At 38.9% G+C, this 22,415-nt stretch carries 22 protein-coding genes and 2 tRNA genes; 2 read left to right on the top strand and 22 right to left on the bottom strand.

Annotated elements, in window-relative coordinates:
* Positions 1–91: 91 nt before the first annotated feature.
* From hpt to AC1DOS_RS03065, 3 genes are read right to left on the bottom strand one after another with little or no spacing between them, the layout of a single operon-like run.
* Complete coding sequence (hpt, locus tag AC1DOS_RS03075; RefSeq protein ID WP_108587540.1) at positions 92–634, bottom strand: hypoxanthine phosphoribosyltransferase; 543 nt, start codon at positions 632–634, stop codon at positions 92–94.
* A gap of 18 nt (positions 635–652) precedes the next feature.
* Positions 653–2,041 (bottom strand): tRNA lysidine(34) synthetase TilS, encoded by a 1,389-nt coding sequence (gene tilS, locus AC1DOS_RS03070; RefSeq protein ID WP_477536350.1) that lies wholly within the window; start codon positions 2,039–2,041, stop codon positions 653–655.
* Between the two features lie 26 nt (positions 2,042–2,067).
* A complete protein-coding gene (locus AC1DOS_RS03065) occupies positions 2,068–4,485 on the bottom strand; it encodes a SpoIIE family protein phosphatase (RefSeq protein ID WP_477536349.1) in 2,418 nt (805 codons plus the stop codon).
* A gap of 186 nt (positions 4,486–4,671) precedes the next feature.
* On the opposite strand from AC1DOS_RS03065, the gene AC1DOS_RS03060 reads away from it, so the two are divergent.
* Both AC1DOS_RS03060 and AC1DOS_RS03055 read left to right on the top strand, forming a co-directional pair.
* Positions 4,672–4,745: transfer RNA gene (locus tag AC1DOS_RS03060), tRNA-Met, on the top strand.
* 48 nt (positions 4,746–4,793) lie between these two features.
* Positions 4,794–4,865, top strand: a tRNA-Glu gene (locus AC1DOS_RS03055).
* A 48-nt stretch (positions 4,866–4,913) separates the two neighbouring features.
* Here the strand turns inward: AC1DOS_RS03055 and AC1DOS_RS03050 are convergent.
* From AC1DOS_RS03050 to ispE, 19 genes are all read right to left on the bottom strand, one after another.
* On the bottom strand, positions 4,914–5,375 hold the full coding sequence (locus AC1DOS_RS03050) for a DinB family protein (protein ID WP_477536348.1): 462 nt from the start codon (positions 5,373–5,375) through the stop codon (positions 4,914–4,916).
* A 135-nt stretch (positions 5,376–5,510) separates the two neighbouring features.
* A complete protein-coding gene (locus AC1DOS_RS03045) occupies positions 5,511–5,933 on the bottom strand; it encodes a S1 domain-containing RNA-binding protein (protein ID WP_024536352.1) in 423 nt (140 codons plus the stop codon).
* Between the two features lie 125 nt (positions 5,934–6,058).
* Positions 6,059–6,472: an FtsB family cell division protein gene (locus AC1DOS_RS03040; RefSeq protein ID WP_477536347.1), complete on the bottom strand. Its 414-nt coding sequence runs from the start codon at positions 6,470–6,472 to the stop codon at positions 6,059–6,061.
* Positions 6,473–6,538: 66 nt separating this feature from the next.
* On the bottom strand, positions 6,539–7,012 hold the full coding sequence (gene yabQ, locus AC1DOS_RS03035) for a spore cortex biosynthesis protein YabQ (RefSeq protein ID WP_369973778.1): 474 nt from the start codon (positions 7,010–7,012) through the stop codon (positions 6,539–6,541).
* On the bottom strand, positions 7,009–7,308 hold the full coding sequence (gene yabP, locus AC1DOS_RS03030) for a sporulation protein YabP (RefSeq protein WP_477536346.1): 300 nt from the start codon (positions 7,306–7,308) through the stop codon (positions 7,009–7,011). The genes yabQ and yabP overlap by 4 nt, the downstream gene beginning before the upstream one ends.
* A gap of 87 nt (positions 7,309–7,395) precedes the next feature.
* Complete coding sequence (locus tag AC1DOS_RS03025; RefSeq protein ID WP_477536345.1) at positions 7,396–7,686, bottom strand: RNA-binding S4 domain-containing protein; 291 nt, start codon at positions 7,684–7,686, stop codon at positions 7,396–7,398.
* 1 nt (position 7,687) lies between these two features.
* On the bottom strand, positions 7,688–9,151 hold the full coding sequence (gene yabN, locus AC1DOS_RS03020; protein ID WP_477536344.1) for a bifunctional methyltransferase/pyrophosphohydrolase YabN: 1,464 nt from the start codon (positions 9,149–9,151) through the stop codon (positions 7,688–7,690).
* A 5-nt stretch (positions 9,152–9,156) separates the two neighbouring features.
* Positions 9,157–10,776 (bottom strand): putative polysaccharide biosynthesis protein, encoded by a 1,620-nt coding sequence (locus tag AC1DOS_RS03015; protein WP_477536343.1) that lies wholly within the window; start codon positions 10,774–10,776, stop codon positions 9,157–9,159.
* Positions 10,777–10,893: 117 nt separating this feature from the next.
* A complete protein-coding gene (spoVT, locus tag AC1DOS_RS03010) occupies positions 10,894–11,430 on the bottom strand; it encodes a stage V sporulation protein T (protein ID WP_108587521.1) in 537 nt (178 codons plus the stop codon).
* A gap of 109 nt (positions 11,431–11,539) precedes the next feature.
* Complete coding sequence (gene mfd / locus AC1DOS_RS03005) at positions 11,540–15,061, bottom strand: transcription-repair coupling factor (protein ID WP_477536342.1); 3,522 nt, start codon at positions 15,059–15,061, stop codon at positions 11,540–11,542.
* Positions 15,062–15,399: 338 nt separating this feature from the next.
* Positions 15,400–15,627 (bottom strand): anti-sigma-F factor Fin, encoded by a 228-nt coding sequence (locus tag AC1DOS_RS03000; RefSeq protein WP_108587518.1) that lies wholly within the window; start codon positions 15,625–15,627, stop codon positions 15,400–15,402.
* Between the two features lie 55 nt (positions 15,628–15,682).
* On the bottom strand, positions 15,683–16,246 hold the full coding sequence (pth, locus tag AC1DOS_RS02995) for an aminoacyl-tRNA hydrolase (protein ID WP_477536341.1): 564 nt from the start codon (positions 16,244–16,246) through the stop codon (positions 15,683–15,685).
* A 104-nt stretch (positions 16,247–16,350) separates the two neighbouring features.
* Entirely contained in the window at positions 16,351–16,998 is a 648-nt protein-coding gene (locus AC1DOS_RS02990) for a 50S ribosomal protein L25/general stress protein Ctc (RefSeq protein ID WP_477536340.1), read from the bottom strand.
* Between the two features lie 75 nt (positions 16,999–17,073).
* Complete coding sequence (locus AC1DOS_RS02985) at positions 17,074–18,033, bottom strand: ribose-phosphate diphosphokinase (RefSeq protein WP_108587512.1); 960 nt, start codon at positions 18,031–18,033, stop codon at positions 17,074–17,076.
* A gap of 13 nt (positions 18,034–18,046) precedes the next feature.
* Entirely contained in the window at positions 18,047–19,417 is a 1,371-nt protein-coding gene (glmU, locus tag AC1DOS_RS02980) for a bifunctional UDP-N-acetylglucosamine diphosphorylase/glucosamine-1-phosphate N-acetyltransferase GlmU (RefSeq protein ID WP_477536339.1), read from the bottom strand.
* Between the two features lie 378 nt (positions 19,418–19,795).
* Positions 19,796–20,086, bottom strand: a complete 291-nt coding sequence (spoVG, locus tag AC1DOS_RS02975; RefSeq protein ID WP_108587510.1) for a septation regulator SpoVG — start codon at positions 20,084–20,086, stop codon at positions 19,796–19,798.
* A 154-nt stretch (positions 20,087–20,240) separates the two neighbouring features.
* Complete coding sequence (locus tag AC1DOS_RS02970; RefSeq protein ID WP_477536338.1) at positions 20,241–20,615, bottom strand: RidA family protein; 375 nt, start codon at positions 20,613–20,615, stop codon at positions 20,241–20,243.
* On the bottom strand, positions 20,612–21,445 hold the full coding sequence (purR, locus tag AC1DOS_RS02965) for a pur operon repressor (RefSeq protein WP_108587508.1): 834 nt from the start codon (positions 21,443–21,445) through the stop codon (positions 20,612–20,614). The genes AC1DOS_RS02970 and purR overlap by 4 nt, the downstream gene beginning before the upstream one ends.
* 56 nt (positions 21,446–21,501) lie before the next feature.
* Positions 21,502–22,368 (bottom strand): 4-(cytidine 5'-diphospho)-2-C-methyl-D-erythritol kinase, encoded by an 867-nt coding sequence (gene ispE / locus AC1DOS_RS02960; RefSeq protein WP_108587507.1) that lies wholly within the window; start codon positions 22,366–22,368, stop codon positions 21,502–21,504.
* Positions 22,369–22,415: the final 47 nt, after the last annotated feature.

The following is a 22,415-nucleotide window of genomic DNA, read 5'->3' as shown; positions in this document are numbered from 1 at the left end:
ATCTTATCATACGAAGAAAAAAGGGTACAACGATATGCCTTGCCTTTTACACGTTATTCTTTAATTTATGTCGTAAATTAAATTCAATCTATTAAAAAGAGTAAACTTCTTTCTTCAAAACTCCTACATACGGTAAGTTACGATATTTTTCCATGTAGTCTAATCCGTATCCTACTACAAAAGCATCAGGAACAATAAAGCCAACATAATCCGCTTGTAGATCAACTTTACGACCCGTTGGTTTGTCTAGTAATGTAACGACTTTAATTGATTTTGCTTTACGGTATTTAAACAGGTCAACTAAATAGCTAAGTGTTAACCCACTATCGATAATATCTTCTAAAATTAACACGTCACGACCTTCAACACTTGTGTTTAAATCTTTTACAATTTTCACTTCACCAGAAGAAACTGTGGCATTCCCGTAACTTGAAACGTCCATGAAATCAATTTCCATGTAAATATCCATACGCTTCATAAGGTCAGCCATAAATGGCATCGCGCCTTTTAGTACACCAACCGCGAGTGGGAATTTATCGTTGTAATCAGCAGTTAAAACTTCGCCTAATTCGCGAATTTTTGTTTGTAGTTGTTCTTCAGAAATTAACACTTCTTGAATATCTTTTTCTAACATATGGGTTCCTCCTTGAGCTTAGTGGCTCTCTTTTTCAATCATGAACTGATGTGTCCAACCTTCATGTGGTTGTTTAGTAAAACGCGAACCTAATCGCACGCCTGGTACACCAATTATCTCTCGTTGATGTGTTTCGAGCAATTGAACTGCCTGGCGGGTATGTCGAGGAACTTTTTCATCAATCATTAAGCGAGATAAACGCTTAGGTTCTTTCATTCCTTTTAGCAACAATCGGTCTCCCGGTTGTCTTCCTCGCACATGAATAGGTAGTTCACTTAGATTAAGTGTTACATACCATCCGTCGTCCACATTCATCTCGTCTTCTCGATTAATCATCTTTATCCGTAAGTCCATCCCAACAGAAACCCACTCTCCAATGACAACTATGCTCTCAGTGGCGGGTATTGCTGAGTTCGCTTCTTCAAAAGAAAACAGCATTGTTGAGTAGTGGCGGAACCCTTTTCTCCCGTCTGGAAGATGAATCTCACTTGAACCATCACGTTCGAGACACTGGCTATGGACTTGTTCAATAAGCGAATGGCTTAACCATAAACTTTCATTAGGGTATAGATAGTTTAATAGTAGTAGAACTACTCTTTTTTGTAAAGCAACCTCGATACCTTGAAATTGAAGTAAGTCGATAGATAGTGCATGAGAGTCCGATGAAAGGATGATTTTTTCATATTCCATCATGGCAAGTTTGTGCAACAATTGCTCATCTTGTTGCTGCTGATGTGTCCATTTCGTAATAGCCGCTGCCACATTTTGGTTTTCTTCTTGGACGAGCGGGACGATATGATGACGGAATCGGTTACGGGTATAAGTGTCCTTTTCATTACTGGAATCTTCACGATATGTATAGTGCTGTTCATTCAAATATTGTTCTATTTGTTTTCGTGTTACAGATAGCAAAGGACGAATTAATTCACACTTTCCATAATTGCGTTTTGCGTACATACCATTCGATCTTGTTCCTCTTGTCAAACCCATAAATACAGACTCCACTTGATCATCCGCATGATGAGCTACTGCCAGTTTGTTGTAATGACTTTCCTCCATCACTTGTTCAAAAAAGCGATAACGTTCACGACGACAAACATCCTGTAAGTTCCCATTTTCGCGAAGAAGAATGTTTTTTATAGGTAATGTTTTACTGTGAAACTGAATGTTCCAACTGTCACATAAATCCCTTACAAAACGTTCATCTTCGTCGGACTCTTTTCCTCTAAGACCATGGTTTGCATGAATACAACCTAGTTCGATAGCGAGAAAATCTTTTTGTTTGTGCAAAAAAGTGAGGAGCGCAATTGAATCTGCGCCCCCAGAACATCCGACAAGAAGTCGATCTCCTTCGCTTATTAATCGATGTCTTTGATTATATGTTAAAACCTCTTCACGAAAACCCAACTTCTTGTCACCTCCTTGCTTTTATTCTATTTTATCATTCTTTCCCGGGAAATATTTCGATAAGATGGAGAAAAGAGTGACCATTCTGGTACAGCGTGTCTTAGTTTTACCACAATAAGTGTTCGATCATCTTCAGCAGCTGGATATTTATTATTAAATTCTGCAGCTAATACATCGGCGAGAGATCCTGTAGGCGTCGATTCATACTTTTTCATTAACCTAATTAGTTCGTTTTCTTGTTCTTCTAAAGAGTAATCCGGTGAAAACATTCCATCTGACAACATAACTAAAATATCTCCAGCTTTAACAAGCCGTTCTTCTGCATCTACCGACATGGTTGGTAAGAACCCAATTGGCACACTTTGACTATCAATTTTCACACAATCCTTCCCTCTTAGTAAATACGTTGACATGCTACCCGCTTTAAACGACCACAATTTACCTTGCTGTAAATCAAGCAATGCTAAATCCACCGTTGCATATAAATCGGAATGGTGTTTGAGTGACATGACGTAATGTAACGTATGCATTGCAGTTTCTGGGTTCATTTGGTGTTGTAAACATTCTCTTAATAACCTAATGACTTTTCTACTCTCATGATAAGCTTCCATATTTTGACCCATTCCATCAGATAATACGAATGCAACTAGCCCACTATGCAAAGGAATGACACTATGGGCATCCCCAGAATATACCGTATTTTGATAGGAACTCGTAAATACTCCGTAATCATACGTAAATCTCACAGCAGACTGAAAAGTAATTTGGATGTGTGAAAATGGATCCTTAATTTCAGAAGTACGACTAATTTCAAAAGGTTCATCATATAATTCATGAAGAATCGGAATGATAAGTCTCTCACCTATCATTTGATTCGTTTCCCACTCTGCTTGTTTGATTGGTAAACAACAGACAATCTTTCTTGCTCCTTGTTCTTCGGAAAGCATATCAATTTGAAAATGTGCAATTTTAGCATCATCTAAGCGTTTCGAAATTTTCTCTTCTTCTGATTCGTGGTTTGCTTCATTCATCTGAAGGTCTGCCATTAGATCGCTGACATGCTGACTCATGTCACGCAATTGGTAGGCTAGCATCTTTTTACCATGAGCATAGTGTCCAGCAAGTTTGTTATTTGCATACTCTTCTTCAAGTGCATCCACCAAGCCATTTGAACGTACACATTTTTCTTGAATCCGATCATTTAACCGATAACGAACACCTGATTTGGTATGAGCCCTCATTTCTTTCCATTCCTCGATCACCGGGTACATCCCTTGGCCAGAGTCACCCCAACATTTATCTTGTCTAAAGCAAGTTCCACATACAGAATAATCGGGTGTTTGGCTAGTCGAAGCAGTTTCTTTTTGTGTAGGAAAGCGATCGTTGACAAGTTGTGTAATAAATTCTACAAACTGTTGGAAATCGAATAGTTGAGTATTTACTTTATCAGTAAGCCATTGTTGCCTTTTAAAAAGAACTGATGATGGTTTTGGGAAAAACTGATTCTGAGCATAGTTTATCCAAGAAGTTGGCAATATAAAAAAAATCATGCTCGCACAAGCGAGAGAAGCAAAATAAACTTTATCGAGTGGTAACGTATTGTCATATACAGTGAAGAATAGCGCGGCTCCGAAAGAACCTATTGCAATCCATAATCGATTTTTATTTTGAAACAACCCCGCACTTAATCCAGATAGGGCATAAACCGCAATCATGCCGCTAAACGATAGTTGGGACAGGCTAAGTATTGTACCCATAATAGTGGCTACTGCCGTTCCGACAAATACCCCACCCACACTAACCGCTCCAAATATCACAAGATGAACGAGTACTAGAGGTACTGAGACGAGACCAAATAACAATCCCCCCATCCCCGTTAACATCAAAGCACTCACCATCACCGCTGCTCCAATTCGTTCAAACGTCCATTTCGCTGTCGTAAGAGCGTGCATAGGAACAAACAGTTGGAATAAAAAGACCGTCATAATCGCAGATAAAATACTTTCATACAAAACTAGTAACGATACCGACAATGGGATGGCGCCGCCATATGATACCCACTGCCATCCAAATTGGACAAGCAAGATTACCATTGCAACTTGAAATGGTATAAACTTTTTGTTTTTGAGAATTTGGCTGATTCCTTGATAACCACCGATTTGCAACACATGAAGGATAGTCTGACCTATTCCGAGCGTCAAGCTCCCACTGAGGCCCCCAATCCAAACAAACGGTAGGTAACGCGGATACCTCCTCGCCACGATTGCCCAAATTGGTAAAAAGAAAGGTACCGCTGCTTCAAATAACACTGCTTTCGATAAGAAGAATGCAAAGAATAAAATAAGTGTAGATAGTGTGATTTTTAATTTTTTCTTTTTTACTAAGAGCATCCAACGGCTCCAAACAGGCATTTTCTTCACACCATCAGTTGTTAACGACTTCATGAAACCATTCCCTTCCCCTACGATGTTTCTCATTATAGGAGAAGGATTGTTTAAAGTTTGTCTATTTGTGACAACACAAACAAAAAACATTTCGACGAAATATCAGAAGAAACCGTAAAAATTTTTAAAAGATAGCTTGACAATCGCATATATTCACTTGTATTATTATAAATGTTCTTTAAAAACGGCGGCCTAGCTCAGCTGGCTAGAGCGTACGGTTCATACCCGTGAGGTCGGGGGTTCGATCCCCTCGGCCGCCATATTAAGAAAAGCAGAAAGCGCCACTTTGGCGCTTTCTGCTTTTCCTAGGCCCCTTGGTCAAGCGGTTAAGACACCGCCCTTTCACGGCGGTAACACGGGTTCGAATCCCGTAGGGGTCATCCGAAAAACTCACAAGAGATATTCTCTTGTGAGTTTTTTTTGATTATCTAGGAGTTTCTAACACGCTCAATTTGTCGTTTATGATGTTCATCATGCTCCCAAAAATCAGTGAAATAGCTCATAATCGACAAAGTATGATCACCAATTTGAAATTCTTTATTCCATTCACTTTCATCTACTACTTCAAGTTTTTGTGTAATGCGCTGACGCTCACTTTTCGCATAAACGACGGTTTCTTCAAATGTTTGTTCAGCARCACGTTCTGCAGCTTTTGAATTAAATTCTTCGAAAGCTGGAAATCTTTCAAGTTTAGCACCTTCTTTCATGTTAGGAAGTCGATCTTCCGAAGTGAACCGATCCCATTCAGCCAAGTGCATGACAATTTCATTTGGTGACCATTTTCCTTGCTGGTATGGACTCATTGCTTGTTCAGGTGTTAGTTCTTTTAATGAATCCAACCATGCTTGATAATTTTTATGTGTTCTTAATATTTGTTGTTTGCTGCTCATAAGCCACACTCCTTTCTATTATTTTTCTCTACCATAAGCTACAATCCCTTTATTCCAATACGCAAAAAAACATCCCTGCATATCAGCAGGGATGTTGTTAAAAACACTTTTTCTACGATCAAAACAGCCAGCAAATTATCCTCGTTTAGCTCCGCGACCGCCACGTTTAGTTTCAGTAGCACGTTTTAAAGTGGTCAAACGCTCTTCACTGTCTTTTAAGAAACGCGCCATTTTTTGCTCAAAATTCTCTTTAAACGGACGATCTCGATCGTTTGGACGATTATTCGGGCGTGGACGTTGAGGACGTTCTGGTCGCTCAGCTTGTGGCTTGGCTTTACGAATAGATAAGCCTATTTTGCCGTCAGCTTCCACATTCATCACTTTTACTTCAACCATATCTCCGACTTTCAAATGCTCGTTGATATCTTTCACATAGTTGTCAGCGACTTCACTGATATGAACAAGACCTGTTGAGCCACCTGGTAGTTCGACGAATGCGCCGAAATTTGTGATTCCTGTTACTTTACCTTGTACCTTGCTGCCTACTTCAATTGACATAAAAAAAATGCTCCTCCTTAAAAATTAAGCCGGCTTCTTTAGAAGCCTTGTAATAGTAAAATCGGATCCGAAAATAAAGATCTCCACTCTTAATTATAGCCAACAAAAAAAGAGTGTCAATAAGACTACTCTTTTGAATCAATGTTTTTGTCATCATTTTCTTCATTTTCAGGGATAGCAAAAATAATTTCATTGTCTTCTGAAAGGAAATATTCTTTTCTTGCAAGCTTTGCAATATATTCATCATCATTTAACTTTAAAATTTGAGATTTCAACATGTCGTGTTCGTCTTGAACTTCTTCTAAGGCTTGAAGAACTTCTACCTTTTTGTTTTCTTTAACAGCTAGCGCTTGTGATTTATCAAACATTGTAAGAGTTAGCCAACCCATTACCACAACTACAATGACAGCGAAAGCACCCAATCGTCTAAACAAACGGGTTTTATGTGCTTTTTCACGCTTCTCTAGGCGTTCAACCGAGCGGACATAATCTTTATTAATGGATGAAATATTACGATTTTCTTCAATTTTCTTATTCACACCCAAGTTGTTCACTCCCAGCCATAATTTGTCAACTTATTAGTAGTTGCTATTATAACTGATAAATCATTTTTTTTGAAGGGTCCTTCGGGGTATTTTTTCATTTATTTTATTAAATAGTATTATCAAAGGCCATAGTATAACCATAAATAGTTTAACAAGGACACGAATAATATTACGTATGATTGTCACAATTAAATGAATGACCCACCATATTGGATGTACAATTAATCTCATAAATACCCTTCTCACAAAAAGCATTGGTGTTCGAAACCATAACTCATAACAAATGATTCCAACAATTTGAGCACAAGGATCGTATATTCTCCACGTTCCATCTCTTAACTGAAATAATAAGTAGAAACTCGCAATTCCGAGTCCTATCCATAATAAAATTTCAAAAAATCTTTGATAACGCCTAATAATTGCACCTGGACGGAGAGCTTGACAACTGTCACGAAAACTTTCAACTAAAAAACCTGTGGCCACGCCACTTAACATCATGGCCAACAGACTTAAGAATTGATATGAAATCGTCATCCAAACAATTTATGCAGGAAGTTACGGCTAGGTTCACGATCTTCATCATCGTATTGGAAAGTTCGCACATGACCTTCAAGAGTCAGTAACCCTTTGTCCACATCTAGATGCACAATCCGTAACTCTTCACCTTTAATACTTAAATGTCCTTGTGAAGTTTTTACTGCAAACTCTTCTGCGTCAAAACGCTCAATAGATTTGACAGATGTTAAGTCCATACGCTTACGATTTCGTAAACTAATAACGTGGTCTCCTGATGGAATCGTGATAGATGGATGTTCGGCTTGATATTGCATAAAATTCCTCCTTTACTTGTCCAGTCCATTAACTATATGCAGACAAACAAAAAAGCATGACCATTTTTGGCCATGCTCATTAATTAATTAATCTTCATCATCGACAAATTCAGGATCAACCTTTTCAAATCTTTCTTCTTTTAAGATGGTATACATCATTGTTGACTCTTCCTTTTTAACAACTTCTTTCAACATCTCAATACGTGCTGTTACAACCTTTTGGCCAAAACGAATGGCTAATTCGTCGCCCACTTTAATGACTGAACTTGCTTTACTTACTTTGCCATTGACTGTAATACGTCCTTGATCTGCCACTTCTTTTGCAAGTGTACGTCGTTTAATTAAACGTGAAACTTTTAAAAATTTATCTAATCTCATATCATTCATCCCCTTTGGATTGTTTGGCTTGCTGCCAAAATGCTTCGAGTTCATCTAATGTATATTCACTGAACTCACCTTTACCTCGTGCTACGCTTTCCTCAACAAATTGAAAACGTGTTTTAAATTTGCGATTCGCATGTATCATTGCCTCTTCAGGCGAAAGACCATAAAAACGAGCTACATTCACAATTGTGAAGAGTACATCGCCAAGTTCATCGAGTTGTGATGCTTTAGTACCGGCGTTAATTTCATGGGTAAATTCTTTCCACTCTTCTTCAAATTTCAACCAAGCACCCTCAGCATTTGGCCAGTCAAAACCAACTTTGGCTGCGGCTTTTTGGAAGTTGTAAGATGTCAAAAGTGACGATTCTGAGCGTTCTTGTCCATCTAAAACAAGTTTATGTTGATTCCCYTTTTCTTCTGATTTCAATTGTTGCCAGTTGCGCAATACATCTTCTGAACTTTCAACTTTTACGTCCCCAAAGACATGTGGATGTCTGCGAATCATTTTAGAAGAAACGCTTTCGAGCACATCTTCTAAGCTAAAGTATCCATCATCTTCACCAATTTGAGCATGTAAGAACACTTGAAGCAAAATATCGCCTAATTCTTCTATCATGCCATCATCATCTTGGTCATTTACAGCTTGTAAAAATTCATGAACTTCCTCTATTAAATATTTCTTTAATGTCTCATGTGTTTGTTCGCGATCCCACGGACAGCCTTCAGGTGCGCGAAGCATAGCGATAATCTCTCTAAATGTTGACCATTCTTTTAATCGTTCTTCCCGCTTGTTTGTCGGCGGCACATAAATCGTCGTCAAATTGTTCAGTTCTGCAGCACGGTCGAGTTCGTAAAGCGGCACGACTCTCAATAGCTCATCTGCAGAACCAGCAGCCGTTACAATGGTTACGGGATAATCTTCTGGATACTTCTCCATTAACGTTAACTTCACGTCAGACGCACTGTACGCATCATATACTTGAGCGATTAAGACATGTTGAGACATTTGAACGTCGTCTCTTTTAAACATCGTTCCATCAAGCAACTGAAAACCTTCAATTGGGTCAATGCGTAATGCATTAAAAATAGGGTCTAAAAAGCTTTGCCCACCAACAATTTCAAGTTGAATGCGTCCCTCTGTTTCTGCTTCCACTAACCACTGAACGGTTTGTTCCGCAACTAAAGGATGACCTGGAACTGCGTAAAATAAAGAATCTGATTGTGATAATGTGATTAAGGTTTCAACAATTTCTTTATACACAGCTTCAAAAGCATCGTGTTTTTCGTAAATGGCATCAAAACTTTCAAACGAAATTCCTTCATTCACTAGTTCCTGTAACACCGGATGTTCAGCTGTTCGCACATAAAGTCTTTGTGCCTTTACTAATTTTTTATACACACCTAGCGGTAACTGCTCTAAATCTCCCGCTCCTAAACCAAGAACTGTAATCGTATGCATAAACGTCACCCCTTCCTCTTTTCACTATGTAGCCACAATTGAATCATGGCCATTCTTCGCCCAAGTGGCAATAAAAACCATTCTTTTTCCGCAACAATTCGACTCTTTGCTATATATAGTAAAAAGACAGTTGCCCCTAAACCTACACTGGTGAGGGCTGTAAACATGGCGCTTAAGCGACTTGAAAACCCATCAAATATCCAACTATCTGCAATAATTCCCCACATCATTACGATGACAATCATAAATAACGAAGCTACACCTAAATGGCCATAAAATTTGGCTGTGGCGAAACGAATCTTCCAAATTGAATAGACATACACGTATAGACTTAGCGTGATAAAGGCAAATCCCACATTACTAGCAATCGCCGCCCCCATTATTCCATATTTAGGGAGTAACCAAGCATTGCATAGCCACTTAAGAATAAGTCCAGTGATTAACAAGAACGCTGGAAGAACAACTTTTCCTAAACCTTGTAGAACAGACGTCATGGTTAAGATTAGCGACAGCCAAAATATTTGAATACAGAATATCATTAATGTTGCTGATAAGTCTCTCGTTTCAAACAACATTTCATTAACTGGTGGTAACACCAAAATGAGACCTAGCGTCGCTGCCGTTCCGAATAATAAGGCAATCCTAAACGTTAATTGTGCGTAAGGAATAGCATTTCTACCCGACTTTTTTTGGGTAGTATGGGCAATTAACGGAACTATGGAGAGTGACAAAGTAGAAGCAATTAGAATTCCCATTTGAACAAGAGGTAAGCCTCTGTCATAGGTCCCTTTCGTTTCCATCGCGGTTAAACGATTCATTCCCGTTTCAGTTAAACTACTAAAAATCGTAAATGAGTCGACTAATTGGAAAAATAACAAGATAAGAGAACTCATACTGACACTTAAACTAATAATAGTCAGATCTTTAATAATTGGACCAACCGGAACTTTGCTCTGCCTTTTCTTAAATAAACTATACGATAGTTTATTTCGTATAAATAAAAGAAGCAATATGATACCAGCGATTTCGCCCACGATGGCACCTAGTAAGGCGGTACTCCCTGCGGTATATAAAGATGCGCCCGTCTTCACGACAACATATGTACCTACTAAAATAACTGTCACGCGCACCATCTGTTCAATAACTTGTCCATATGCAACAGGTTCCATTCTTCCTTCAGCTTGAAACGAACCTTTTAGTAGCGCCAAAATAGGCATTAATAACACCACAAACGATCCAGTACGAAGAAGTTGGGCAAGTTCTTCATCACCCATCCATCGCGCTAATACATCTGCTCCTGTAAATAACAACGTAAAACTGACAATTGATATCACACTTAGATAAATAAATGCTATTCGTAAGATGGCCGATCGCTGATTCAAGTTTGACTGGTCATGTGCATCTGCTAAAAGTTTAGAAATAGCGACAGCAAACCCAGACGAGGTCCAAACAGTTAATACCCCGATAAACGGATAAACTTGCTGATATATGTAAAAACCTTGATCCCCGACAATATTTTGAAAAGGAATTCGGTACACTGCACTTAAAGCCTTGACGATTAGGGCAGCAATTGTCAACAAAACTGCACCTTTCATAAATTTTTGCATCGTCCATTCATTGTTCATAGTTGTTCCTCATTCCAATCAAGCAATAGCTAGCGCGGACGAATCCACTTTTAATGACTTCTATTATAACATGAAAAAAACGTCTTCTTATGTGATTAAGAAGACGTTTTTCTACATTTAGTGTTCCATTTGTTTGGCTAGAAAATGTGCTGCTGTTTCTACTGCTTTTGTTTCTGAATCTCCAATAAAATGAACTTTTGATATTAAGTAAACAGCACCAATTGGGTTGCCATCGACAATAATCGGCGCAACACAATACGATTTCACTTGTTCAACTTGACCTGGAATCCATTCTACCGCTTTTTCCATTTTTTCCGATACGATCGTTCGTGATTGCAAAATTTCTTCTGCTTGTGAGGATAATCGACGATTTAAATAATCTTTTTTCGATACACCTGCCACTGCAATCATTTCATCCCGGTCGCTAATAAAAGCGGGTGTGCCAAGTGTCGCATACAGCGTTTCTGCATACTCTTGCGCAAAACTACCGAGTTCACTAATTGGGGAATACTTTTTTAATATGACTTCGCCATCTCGGTCCGTAAAAATCTCAAGCGGGTCTCCTTCACGAATTCGGAGAGTTCTTCTAATTTCTTTTGGAATGACGACACGGCCGAGGTCATCAATTCGTCTGACGATACCTGTTGCTTTCATCCTTGTTGCCTCACTTTCAACAGAATTCAAATTTCTTTGATTTCTACCTTAGTATGCATCAAGATTGGACAAAATATGCAAGTCCGTCAGTGCTCACCAAAAAAGGAATCTAATTCTTTTGAGCTTGAGGTAAAATCATCATCATCGCTTCTAAAACATCAAACGGATGATGTGTACCCGTTTTCTTTTCATCAATAGATAATAACAATTGTTGGTTAGCGTTCATCTGGAATCCTACTGCTCGCCCGTAAACCATTGATGACTCCACTAACATGGCACCGTTCGTTGTCTGAGTGCCACTTTTCGAAAATTTCACAACCAGTTGTTTATTCTGTTCTTTAATTGATTCCACATTCGCTTGTTTTGCCCAAACTTTCATTCTTGAAATTTTCATTAAGCGTTCTACCTCAATTGGCATATTTCCAAAACGGTCGATCAATTCATCCACTAAGTCTTCGTAATCCTTCTCATTTTCCACTGCTTTAATTTGTTTATACATCTGAATTTTTTGGAATCCATCTGGAATATAAGCATCAGGTAAATAAGCATCATACGGTAATGAAAATTCGACATCAAGGATTTCATCTTTTTTGATGCCACTTTGTTTTTCTTCGATTGCTTCTTGTAACATCTGAGCATATAAGTCAAAGCCGACTGAATCGATAAAGCCATGTTGTTGTGATCCTAATAAATTCCCTGCTCCACGTATAGATAAATCGCGCATGGCAATTTTAAATCCTGAACCCAGTTCTGTGAATTCTTTAATGGCTTGTAATCGTTTTTCAGCCACGTCAGTTAACACTTTATCACGTTGATACATGAAGTACGCATAAGCCACACGATTTGAACGGCCTACACGTCCTCTTAATTGATACAATTGCGACAGTCCCATACGGTCTGCATCTTGCACAATAAGCGTATTCACATTAGGAATATCAATCCCTGTTTCAATGATGGTCGTCGTTACGAGCACATCAAAGTCACCTTCTAAAAATGACAGAATAACGGATTCTAGCTCTCTTTCCGCCATTTGCCCGTGCGCAAAACCTACACGCGCTTCAGGAACAAGCATCTGTATCTCATCCACTTTACGTGCCATATCTTCAACTCGATTATACAAATAAAATGATTGTCCACCTCGAGCCATTTCACGTTCAATAGCTTCTCGAACAAGTGATCCATTTTGTTCCATTACATATGTTTGTACAGGAAAACGATTGGCTGGTGGTGTTTCGATAACCGATAAGTCACGAACGCCAATCATCGACATATGAAGTGTTCTCGGAATAGGAGTAGCAGTTAATGTTAAAACATCGACATTCGTCTTTAAATGTTTGATTTTTTCTTTGTGTGTCACACCAAAACGCTGTTCTTCATCGACGATAAGCAATCCTAAATCATGATAGACAATGTCTTTTGACAATAAACGATGTGTCCCAACAACTACATCTACTGAGCCTTCTTTTAATCCTTTAGTCGTCTCAGTTTGCTCTTTTTTTGACCGAAAACGACTTAATAATCCCACTTCTACTGGGAAATCAGCAAATCGTTCTTTCATGGTTTCGTAATGTTGTTGCGCTAAAATGGTCGTCGGTACTAGAAAGGCTACTTGTTTACTCTCTTGTACTGCTTTAAATGCAGCTCGAATCGCCACTTCCGTCTTGCCGTATCCAACGTCCCCACAAATCAATCGATCCATTGGTCGTTCTTTTTCCATATCCCGCTTAACTTCTTCAATTGAACGTAATTGATCATCCGTTTCTTCATATGGAAATGCCGATTCAAATGCTTGTTGCATGTCTTGATCAGGCTCAAAAGCATGCCCTTTTTCAGACTCGCGTTTTGCATACAGTTTAATTAAATCATCTGCAATATCTTGCACCGCAGCCGTTACTTTAATTTTCGTTTTCTTCCACTCAGCGCCACCTAGTTTATGTAGCTTTGGTTCTTTCTCTTCTGAGGCGACATATTTTTGAATTTGGTCAATTTGATCAACTGGAACAAATAATTTATCTTCCGCACGATAACGAATGTGTAAGTAGTCTTTATGAATTCCATTGATTTCAAGTGTCTCTATCCCAATATACTTCCCAATACCATGATGGATATGAACAATATGATCGCCAGGTTTGATTTCAGAATAACTTTTGATACGCTCAGCATTCGTCATTTTTTGTGGACGTGCTTTCTTTTTCGGACGTTGCTTAAACAGCTCTTCGTCTGTTAGAACCGCTAAGCGCTGAAGGGGCAATTCAAACCCACTCGACATTTCACCTTCTACGATATAAATACCAGGTTGTTCAGGTGCACTTTGTTCCTTTAATACATGACCTATCATGCCGTAATCTTCAAGTACATCTTTCACTTTTTTCTGGCGCTCTTCACCATCAGCTAATACAAACACAAAAAATTTGCCCGCTTCAAAACGTTCCATTTCATTTTTCAAGAGGTTCATTTGCCCGTGAAAATGTTGCATTTGTTTACAAGAAAACGCAATTGATTTTTGTAATTTAATACCGGAAAATGTCCGTGCAAACAAAGAAAGATACACTTTCCGCTGATTTAACATGGCAAGAATCTCTTTAAAACTGAATGACAATTTCACATCATGGACGGTTTTTCCTTCTTCAAGCAAGGAAATATACCAATCTTTTTCTTCGCGTTCTAGTGAATCTGTCGTTTCTTGTATCCGTCCAAGCTCATCAAATAACACCAAACCATCTTGTGCAAAATAATCGCCCAAGAAAGTAGGGTGGTCTTCTAGTATGGAGACATACTTCGTCATTTGTTCGGGTACATCACCCTGTCTAAGCAATTCGATGTCATGATTGATATGTTGTAGAAGCAGTTCTTTCGTTTCAGACTTCTTCAGTTTTTTCAAACTAGAAGCCAATGAATCTTCTAATTTTTCAGCAAGAATAAGAAGTTGTTGACGTGTCCAAACAAATTCTGTTGCCGGAAGAATACAGACCTCTTTTAGTTTTTCAATTGAACGTTGATCTTCTGCTGAAAAGGTCCGAATTGAATCGACTTCCGTATCGAAAAATTCAAGTCGAACTGGATGTTGCAAATAGATGGGGTAAATATCTAAAATACCTCCACGTAATGCAAAATCACCGGGTGCGGTAACCATTGCTTGCCTTGAGTAACCCATCGCAACCAATTGATCTAGCCACTCATCCATCACTACTTGTTGTCCAATGGCGGTTTCAAGGCGGCTCGCTCGCCATTGCTTTAAGTTTGGCATATGACGTCTCAGTCCTGCAATTGGCGTAATAACGACACCACGCTTCTGTGAATGCATAAATTCAAGCGTCTCAATGCGCTCTGCTCTAAGTTCAGGACTTGATACTGACAAATCCGCAGCAATCAACTCATCTGCAGGATATAAACGCACTGCTTCTTCTCCTAGCAGCTTTACCATATCTTCAAATAACCGCTGAGCCTGTAATAAATTCGGCGAAACTATTAAAATCGGTCTCTCCGTCTCTTTTGCTATCGACTGAATGAAAAGTGGACGTGCTCCCCCAACGAGGCCTGTTACAAGTTGCTGGTCGATACCTTTTTTAATATCTGTAAGCAACGTGTTTATATGATGATCTTTCATTAATAATTGATGTAATGGTTCCATATGAACCTCCTTACTTAGAAAAGCGGAAAAGCCTACTCTAGCTCGACCTCCGCCGGTAGAAGAAACGAATCAAAAACCTGTTTTCGAATGAGACTAAGGTTAGGTCGAGACGTCCTGCTCCTGCGTTTATTCGTCGCAAAATGCATTCCTAAGAAATCTTGTCGCAACGCCTTCATGACCCACATCCTGTGGCCCCAAGCAGAGGTGCGAGCTGGGCTTCGGAGTTAGACATAAAATATAGAAATCTTATGTTTGCTCTCTTACGAATAACCGCAAAGAGCAGGTGCTATTAAAACAGAAAAAGGCTTTGTGCGCGAAACCCGCGCCAAAGCTAATTCCTATTGTATCCACTTTTGCATAGCATAGTAATTTGGGTTATCCCGTAAAGATTTTTCACAATGCTCACAAATACTGGTTACTGTTAATGTTCCCTCTTCATCCTGTGTGATAAACTCTTCTGCAAATTCTTCTCTCATTTGCTTTACTCGACCATGCTGCAGAGCGGATTGGCCTGATAGATGCCCCATTTCTGTCTTGCAATGCCGACACTTTACACGAATTGCCATAATACGGACCGGCCTCCTTTTTCAAAGTATAGACCGGCCGACCTAAAATTATTCCTTATGCCCCATTAAAACGGTTCATCACTTCTAGAAATGGTGAGGATAACCAATATTCACATGCATCAGCACTCTTCGTTATGGCCTCATCCACCAAAGGTTTTTCATCTGGTTTAAACCTAGATAATACATAATCAGGTACTTTCATGCCAGCTGGTGGTCGATCCACACCAACACGAATGCGATTAAATTCTTGTGTACCTAGGTGTTGAATCATGGACTTAATACCATTATGACCACCTGCGCTCCCTTTTTGACGAAGTCTTAACTTGCCAACTGCGAGATCCAAATCATCGTAAATGACCACAATATCCTCTTCCGCAACTTCGAAATAATCCATCATTGGTACGATACATTCACCAGACAAATTCATATAAGTGAGTGGTTTCACGAGCAAAACCTTGCCTTCTGGTCGATGAATAATTGTGTACATCCCTTTAAACTTCATTTGGTTTAATGGGGTGTTGAAACGTTTTGCAAGTTCATCGATCACATCAAATCCGATGTTATGCCTTGTATGTTCATACGGTTTTCCAGGATTGCCGAGTCCGATTATCATTTTCATAAACGATACTTCCTTTACTTACTGAATACTTTCCATTTTACCACAAAGAATGGAATCCATAAAAAAAGGGATTGTCAATTGACAATCCCTTTTTGAAAAACAGCTTATTCTTTAGGTTTAGTTGCTTCATCTGTGTTTTTTTGTTCAGCTTCTTCATCTTTAGCTACAGCCGGTTCATCTGCAGTTGTTTCTAATTCTTCATCTGAACGTGGTGCAGTAACTGATACTAAAGCGAAGTCATCTTCGTTCAAAATTTGGAATTCGGATTTTTCACGAATATCGCCAACTGTTAAGGTATCACCAATAACAAGTTCCGAAACATCTACTTCGATTGATTCTGGAATTGCAGAAGGTTTTACTTTAATTGTTACTTCACGGTTTGATTGATTCAAGACGCCGCCTTCGCGTACGCCTACAGCATCACCCGTCGGTACTACTGTTACACTTACTTCTAATTCATCAGACATGTTAATAGCCAAGAAATCAGCGTGAACAAAATTCCCTTTTAAGACGTCCATTTGATAATCACTTAATACAACATTCACATTTTTACCATCAACGTCTAATTTCATGACACCGTTACGTCCTACTTCACGTAATGTTTTCAATAAATCTTTTTCGCTTACCGCGATTGAAGATGTATCTGTTTTATAACCATAAACGACTGCAGGTACGAAACCTTCACCTCGTAATTTAGTTAAGTTTGATTGTTGTGCAATGTCACGTGTTTGTGTTTTTACTGTCGTAGCCATCTATATTCACTCTCCTGTATGATTCATTCTATTTCTATGTTTACCCAACAGAGCAAAAATGAAACATGGAGAACATCAATCAAATAAAGTACTAACAGATTTCTCTTCAAAGACACGTACGATTGCCTCAGCTAATAAATGAGCAACTGATAATGTTTTGATCTTCGGTGAGGTCTTTTCTTCAGGTAATTCAATTGAGTTTGTTATGACTAATTCTTTTATAACAGAGTTGTCTATACGCTCAATTGCAGGTCCTGATAATACTGGATGTGTACAACATGCGTATACTTCTTTCGCTCCGCTTTCTACAAGTGCGTTAGCTGCGATCGTAATTGTACCTGCAGTATCAATAATATCATCAATAAGAATGCAAATTTTACCATCCACATTACCTACAATGTTCATAACCTCAGCTACGTTAGGACGTGGACGACGTTTATCAATAATCGCAATAGGTGCTTTTAAACGATCCGCCATTTTACGAGCTCGTGTAACTCCACCATGATCCGGTGAAACAATAACAATTTCAGATGGATCAATATTTTTCTCTAAGAAATAATCAGACAAAATTGGTACTGCGATCAAGTGGTCGATTAAGATATCAAAGAACCCTTGAATTTGAGGAGCATGTAAATCTAATACGATGGCACGAGTTGCACCAGCAGTTTCTAGTAAGTTAGCCACTAGTTTTGCTGTAATTGGTTCACGTGCGCGTGCTTTACGGTCTTGACGAGCATAACCGTAGTAAGGAAGAACAACATTTACTGTACGTGCAGAAGCACGTTTCACAGCGTCTACCATAATTAAAAGTTCCATTAAGTTTTCGTTTACAGGAGAAGATGTTGACTGGATGATAAAGACATCACACCCACGAATACTTTCTTCAATGTTAATTTGAACTTCACCATCGCTAAAACGGTTCACTGAAATTTTGCCAAGTGGTAAACCCACTTCTTCCGCTAATTCTCTAGCAAGTGACTCGTTTGAGTTTAATGAGAAAATTTTTAATTTTGTATTTGCGTATTGGTAAGACATGATGTTCCTCCTGTTATTTTAATTTTAGTTTTTGTGCGTATCCTTCTTTGTTTTCTTGGCGTGCTCGACCAATTGACAAAGCTTGTGCAGGTACATCTTTTGTAATGGTTGATCCAGCTGCTACATACGCACCTTGACCAATTTTTACAGGAGCTACTAAGTTTGAATTACATCCTACAAAGGAGTCATCCTCAATCGTCGTTAGGAATTTATTTTTACCATCATAATTCACAGTAATTGTGCCACACCCAACATTTACACGTTCTCCAACTTCAGCATCTCCAATATAACTTAAATGTGATACTTTCGATTGGTTACCCAATTTTGTTTTTTTAATTTCCACAAAATTACCGATTTTAGCTTCGTTGCCGATTTCTGAATTTGGACGAATATGAGCAAATGGCCCAACTGCCGTATCTTCTCCAATAACACTTTCAGTAACGACAGATGAATGTACGGTTGTGCGATGTCCAATTTTACTATTTGTAATTTGACTATTTGGTCCGATTAAACAATCGTCGCCTACTTCACTAGCTCCTTCAATCATAACGCCGGGTTGCAACACGGTATCAGAACCGATAATTGCATCCGCACTAATGTAAGTATTTGCTGGATTGATAATCGTTACTCCGTTTCGCATATGTTTTTCGATAATGCGTTTACGCATCAACGTTTCAGCTTGCGAAAGTGCTACACGATCGTTCACACCAAGCGTTTCTTCAAAATCATCTGTTGCGAAAGCAGAAACGATGTTTCCTTGAGATTTCAAGATCTCAATAACATCTGGTAAATAGTATTCACCTTGTGAATTATTATTTTTCACCAGCTTTAATGCCGCAAATAAAGCTTCATTATCAAAGCAGTATGTGCCCGAGTTAATTTCTTTTACTAGTTGTTCTTCAGCCGATGCATCTTTTTGCTCCACAATACGTTCAACATGCCCATCAGAATTGCGAAGAATGCGACCGTAACCTGTAGGATTTTCTGGAATTCCAGTAAGAATCGTCGCCTTAGCCGAAGTTTCTTGATGGTGTGCTAGTAATGCTGTCATCGTTTCAGGACGAATTAGAGGTGTGTCACCGCAAATGACAAGTGTTGTCCCGACTAACTTCCCTAAAGCAGCATCTGCTTGTAAAACAGCATGTGCCGTTCCTAGTTGTTGTTCTTGAAGTGCATATTCACTGCGACTTCCGAGCTGGTCTTGTACTTTTTCAGCACCATGACCTACGATGGTCACAATGCGTTCTACTCCAATTCCCTCGATGTGATCAACCACGTGTTCAACCATAGGTTTACCACATACAGGGTGCAAAACTTTATATAATTTGGACTTCATACGTGTACCTTGACCTGCAGCTAGTACCACTGCATATGTATGTGTCATTTTGTAAGTCCTCCAGTATGTTCAATTTACTCTTTTGACTATAGCCGAAATACACTCGTAATTCAAGGAAATCCCGCTTGACAAAATAGTGACAAAACCATTATGATTAATCATTTTTCAATAAAAAGAACTTCTCACCCAAATGGTGGAAGTCCTTTCCTTGTTAATTCTTTTGTTTTTCACGTTTTACTTGGCGAGCAAAAAATTTTATCATTTCAGGAATACTTGCCAGTGTTGGTAAGTAAATATAGTTAAACCACCTTTTACAGTGGAACGAGTTGTAAAATTAGAACAAAACTCTTTCCTAATCGCCTTTTTCCAATAAAAAAGAAACCTATCATGGACATGACAAGTCTCTTCATTTGTTCTATTGCTCTATTAAGCACCAGCTTCTTCATATGCAATAACGTCTTCTTCGCGAGACTCATGGTATGCGTGTAATACCGCTTCTTGAATTTTCGTTCGAGTTCCAGTATTAATCGGATGAGCGATATCTCGAAATTCTCCATCTGGCGTTCGTTTACTTGGCATTGCCACAAATAGCCCTGCGTTGCCGTCAATGACACGAATATCATGTACGACGAACTCGCTGTCTAGTGTGATGGAAGCAATGGCACGCATGCGGCCATCAGTTTGTACTCGACGTAATCTAACATCAGTTACTTCCATTCCTTATCCCACCTTTCTTCATAGATGATTTACAGACTCTGACAACTATATTCTACATTTATCATAATTTTCCTTCTTTTTTAATAGAATATTTTAAAAATTAAAAATACATATAAAAAAACCATAGAGATATGCTCTATGGTTTCATCTGAATTTATGAAATTACTGCAATGACTTCTATTTCAACTTGCACATCTTTTGGTAGTCGTGCAACTTCTACAGTCGAACGCGCTGGTTTATGATCGCCAAAATGTTGACCATAAATTTCATTGAAAAGAGCAAAGTCGTTCATATCTTTAATAAATACTGTTGTCTTCACAACTTGTTGAAGCGAAGATCCTGCTTCTTCTAATACAGCTTTCAAGTTCGCAAATACTTGATGTGTTTGTTCTATAATTGAACCTTCCACCATATTCCCATCGGCTGTTAATGGAATTTGACCCGAACTATAAAACATGCCATTTACAATCATACCTTGAACATAAGGTCCTATCGCCGCTGGGGCGTTCGTTGTCGATACTGATTTCATTGACCTTTTCCACCTTTCAAAAAATAATTACCTTCTGTTAAAGCAATAGTGCGCTCTTTTTCATTTACTTCATGTAATTTAACAAGTGACAGATAATTTTCAATTAACTGTTCGTCCGCGTGTTCTGTTTCAACTAATACCGCAACGCCTGCTAATTGACAATTAAATTCCTCAAGTAAATTTTTCATGCCATTCATCGTACCTCCGACTTTCATAAAGTCATCCGTAATAAGTACGCGTTGGCCACTCTTCATACTGCGTTTTGACAACACCATCGTTTGAATTCGACGTGAAGAGCCTGACACGTAATTAATGCTGACAGTTGATCCTTCAGTTACTTTGCTATCACGTCTTACCACAACTACCGGTACATTGAGGTGACGCGCGATGGCATGTGCAATCGAAATACCTTTTGTCGCCACTGTCATGATGACATCAATCGGTTCTTTCGCAAACGCAGAAGCAAACACTTTTCCTACACGATTCATCATTTCAGGGTTACCCAGTAAATCTGTCATATATAAATATCCACCAGGTAGCAAACGGTCTGAGTGACCAAGCTCTTCCATCAAATCTTGAATCAATTCACGAACGGCTTCATCTCGCATTTTAGGCATATACTTAACACCGCCTGCAGCTCCAGGAACAGTCATTAATAAACCAATACCTTTTTCTTCAAATGTTTCTTTCACAATGGTTAGGTCTTCACTTATTGAGGATTTAGCAGACTGGTACATATCCGCAAACAAAGTTAAGGGTATTAACTGCTGGGGATGGTCTAATAAATAATGGGTCATATCAACGAGACGCTCACTGCGTTTCCATTTCATCGGTCACACTCCTAAACACGAATGATTTATACGTAAGTTTAAACAAATATACGGTTTTAGGCAAGTGAATCCCGTTCTCCCAACAATCTTACCGCATAAACTTCGTCACAAAAACCACGTAAGCCATTATAAATTCGGTTTACTCTCGATTCATGTTGTACAATCCCAAATACAGTTGGACCACTTCCGCTCATTAACACAGCATCTGCTCCAAATTTCATCATTTGTTCCTTAATCATCGAAACTTCAGGATGTAACTTTAAAGTTACTGATTCTAAAGCATTGCCCATCGCTTCACACATTAATTCATAATTTTTTTCATGAATAGCACGAATCATATCTTTGGTATTCGGATGAACGACTTCGTTTATTTTTAAACCACCATAAACATCCGCCGTTGACACACCAATTGAGGGTTTAGCTAAAATTATCCAACAGTTTGGTGGAGCAGGTAGTTCTTGAATAAGTTCTCCTCTTCCTGTTGCCAGAGCTGTTCCCCCGTAAACACAAAACGACACATCCGAACCAATTTTAGCGCCATGTTCAGCTAATTGGTCTGCCGTTAACTTTAAATCCCATAAATAATTTAATCCTTTTAAGGTCGCAGCAGCATCACTACTTCCACCAGCTAATCCAGCAGCGACAGGAATTTTTTTCTCTAATACAATCGTTACGCCTTCTTTTATGCCATATGTATCTCTTAATAACTTTGCCGCCTGATAGGCTAAGTTACGGTGGTCGTCTGGTACGTAGCGATCCGCTGAAATGATGCGTATGAGACCATCTGAACGTGGTTCTAATCCAATGCGATCTGCTAAATCCACCGTAGTCATGATCATTTCCACTTCATGATATCCATCCGGTCTTTTGTGTAGGACATCCAGTGTCAGATTGATTTTTGCGGGCGCTTTCACATAAAGCATAAAAATGCCTCCTTTATCTCTTTATTGCTGTTCCCTATTTTACCACA

Source organism: Paenisporosarcina sp. P5_A11 (assembly GCF_056400705.1).
This window is presented reverse-complemented; position numbering and strand designations above follow the sequence as displayed.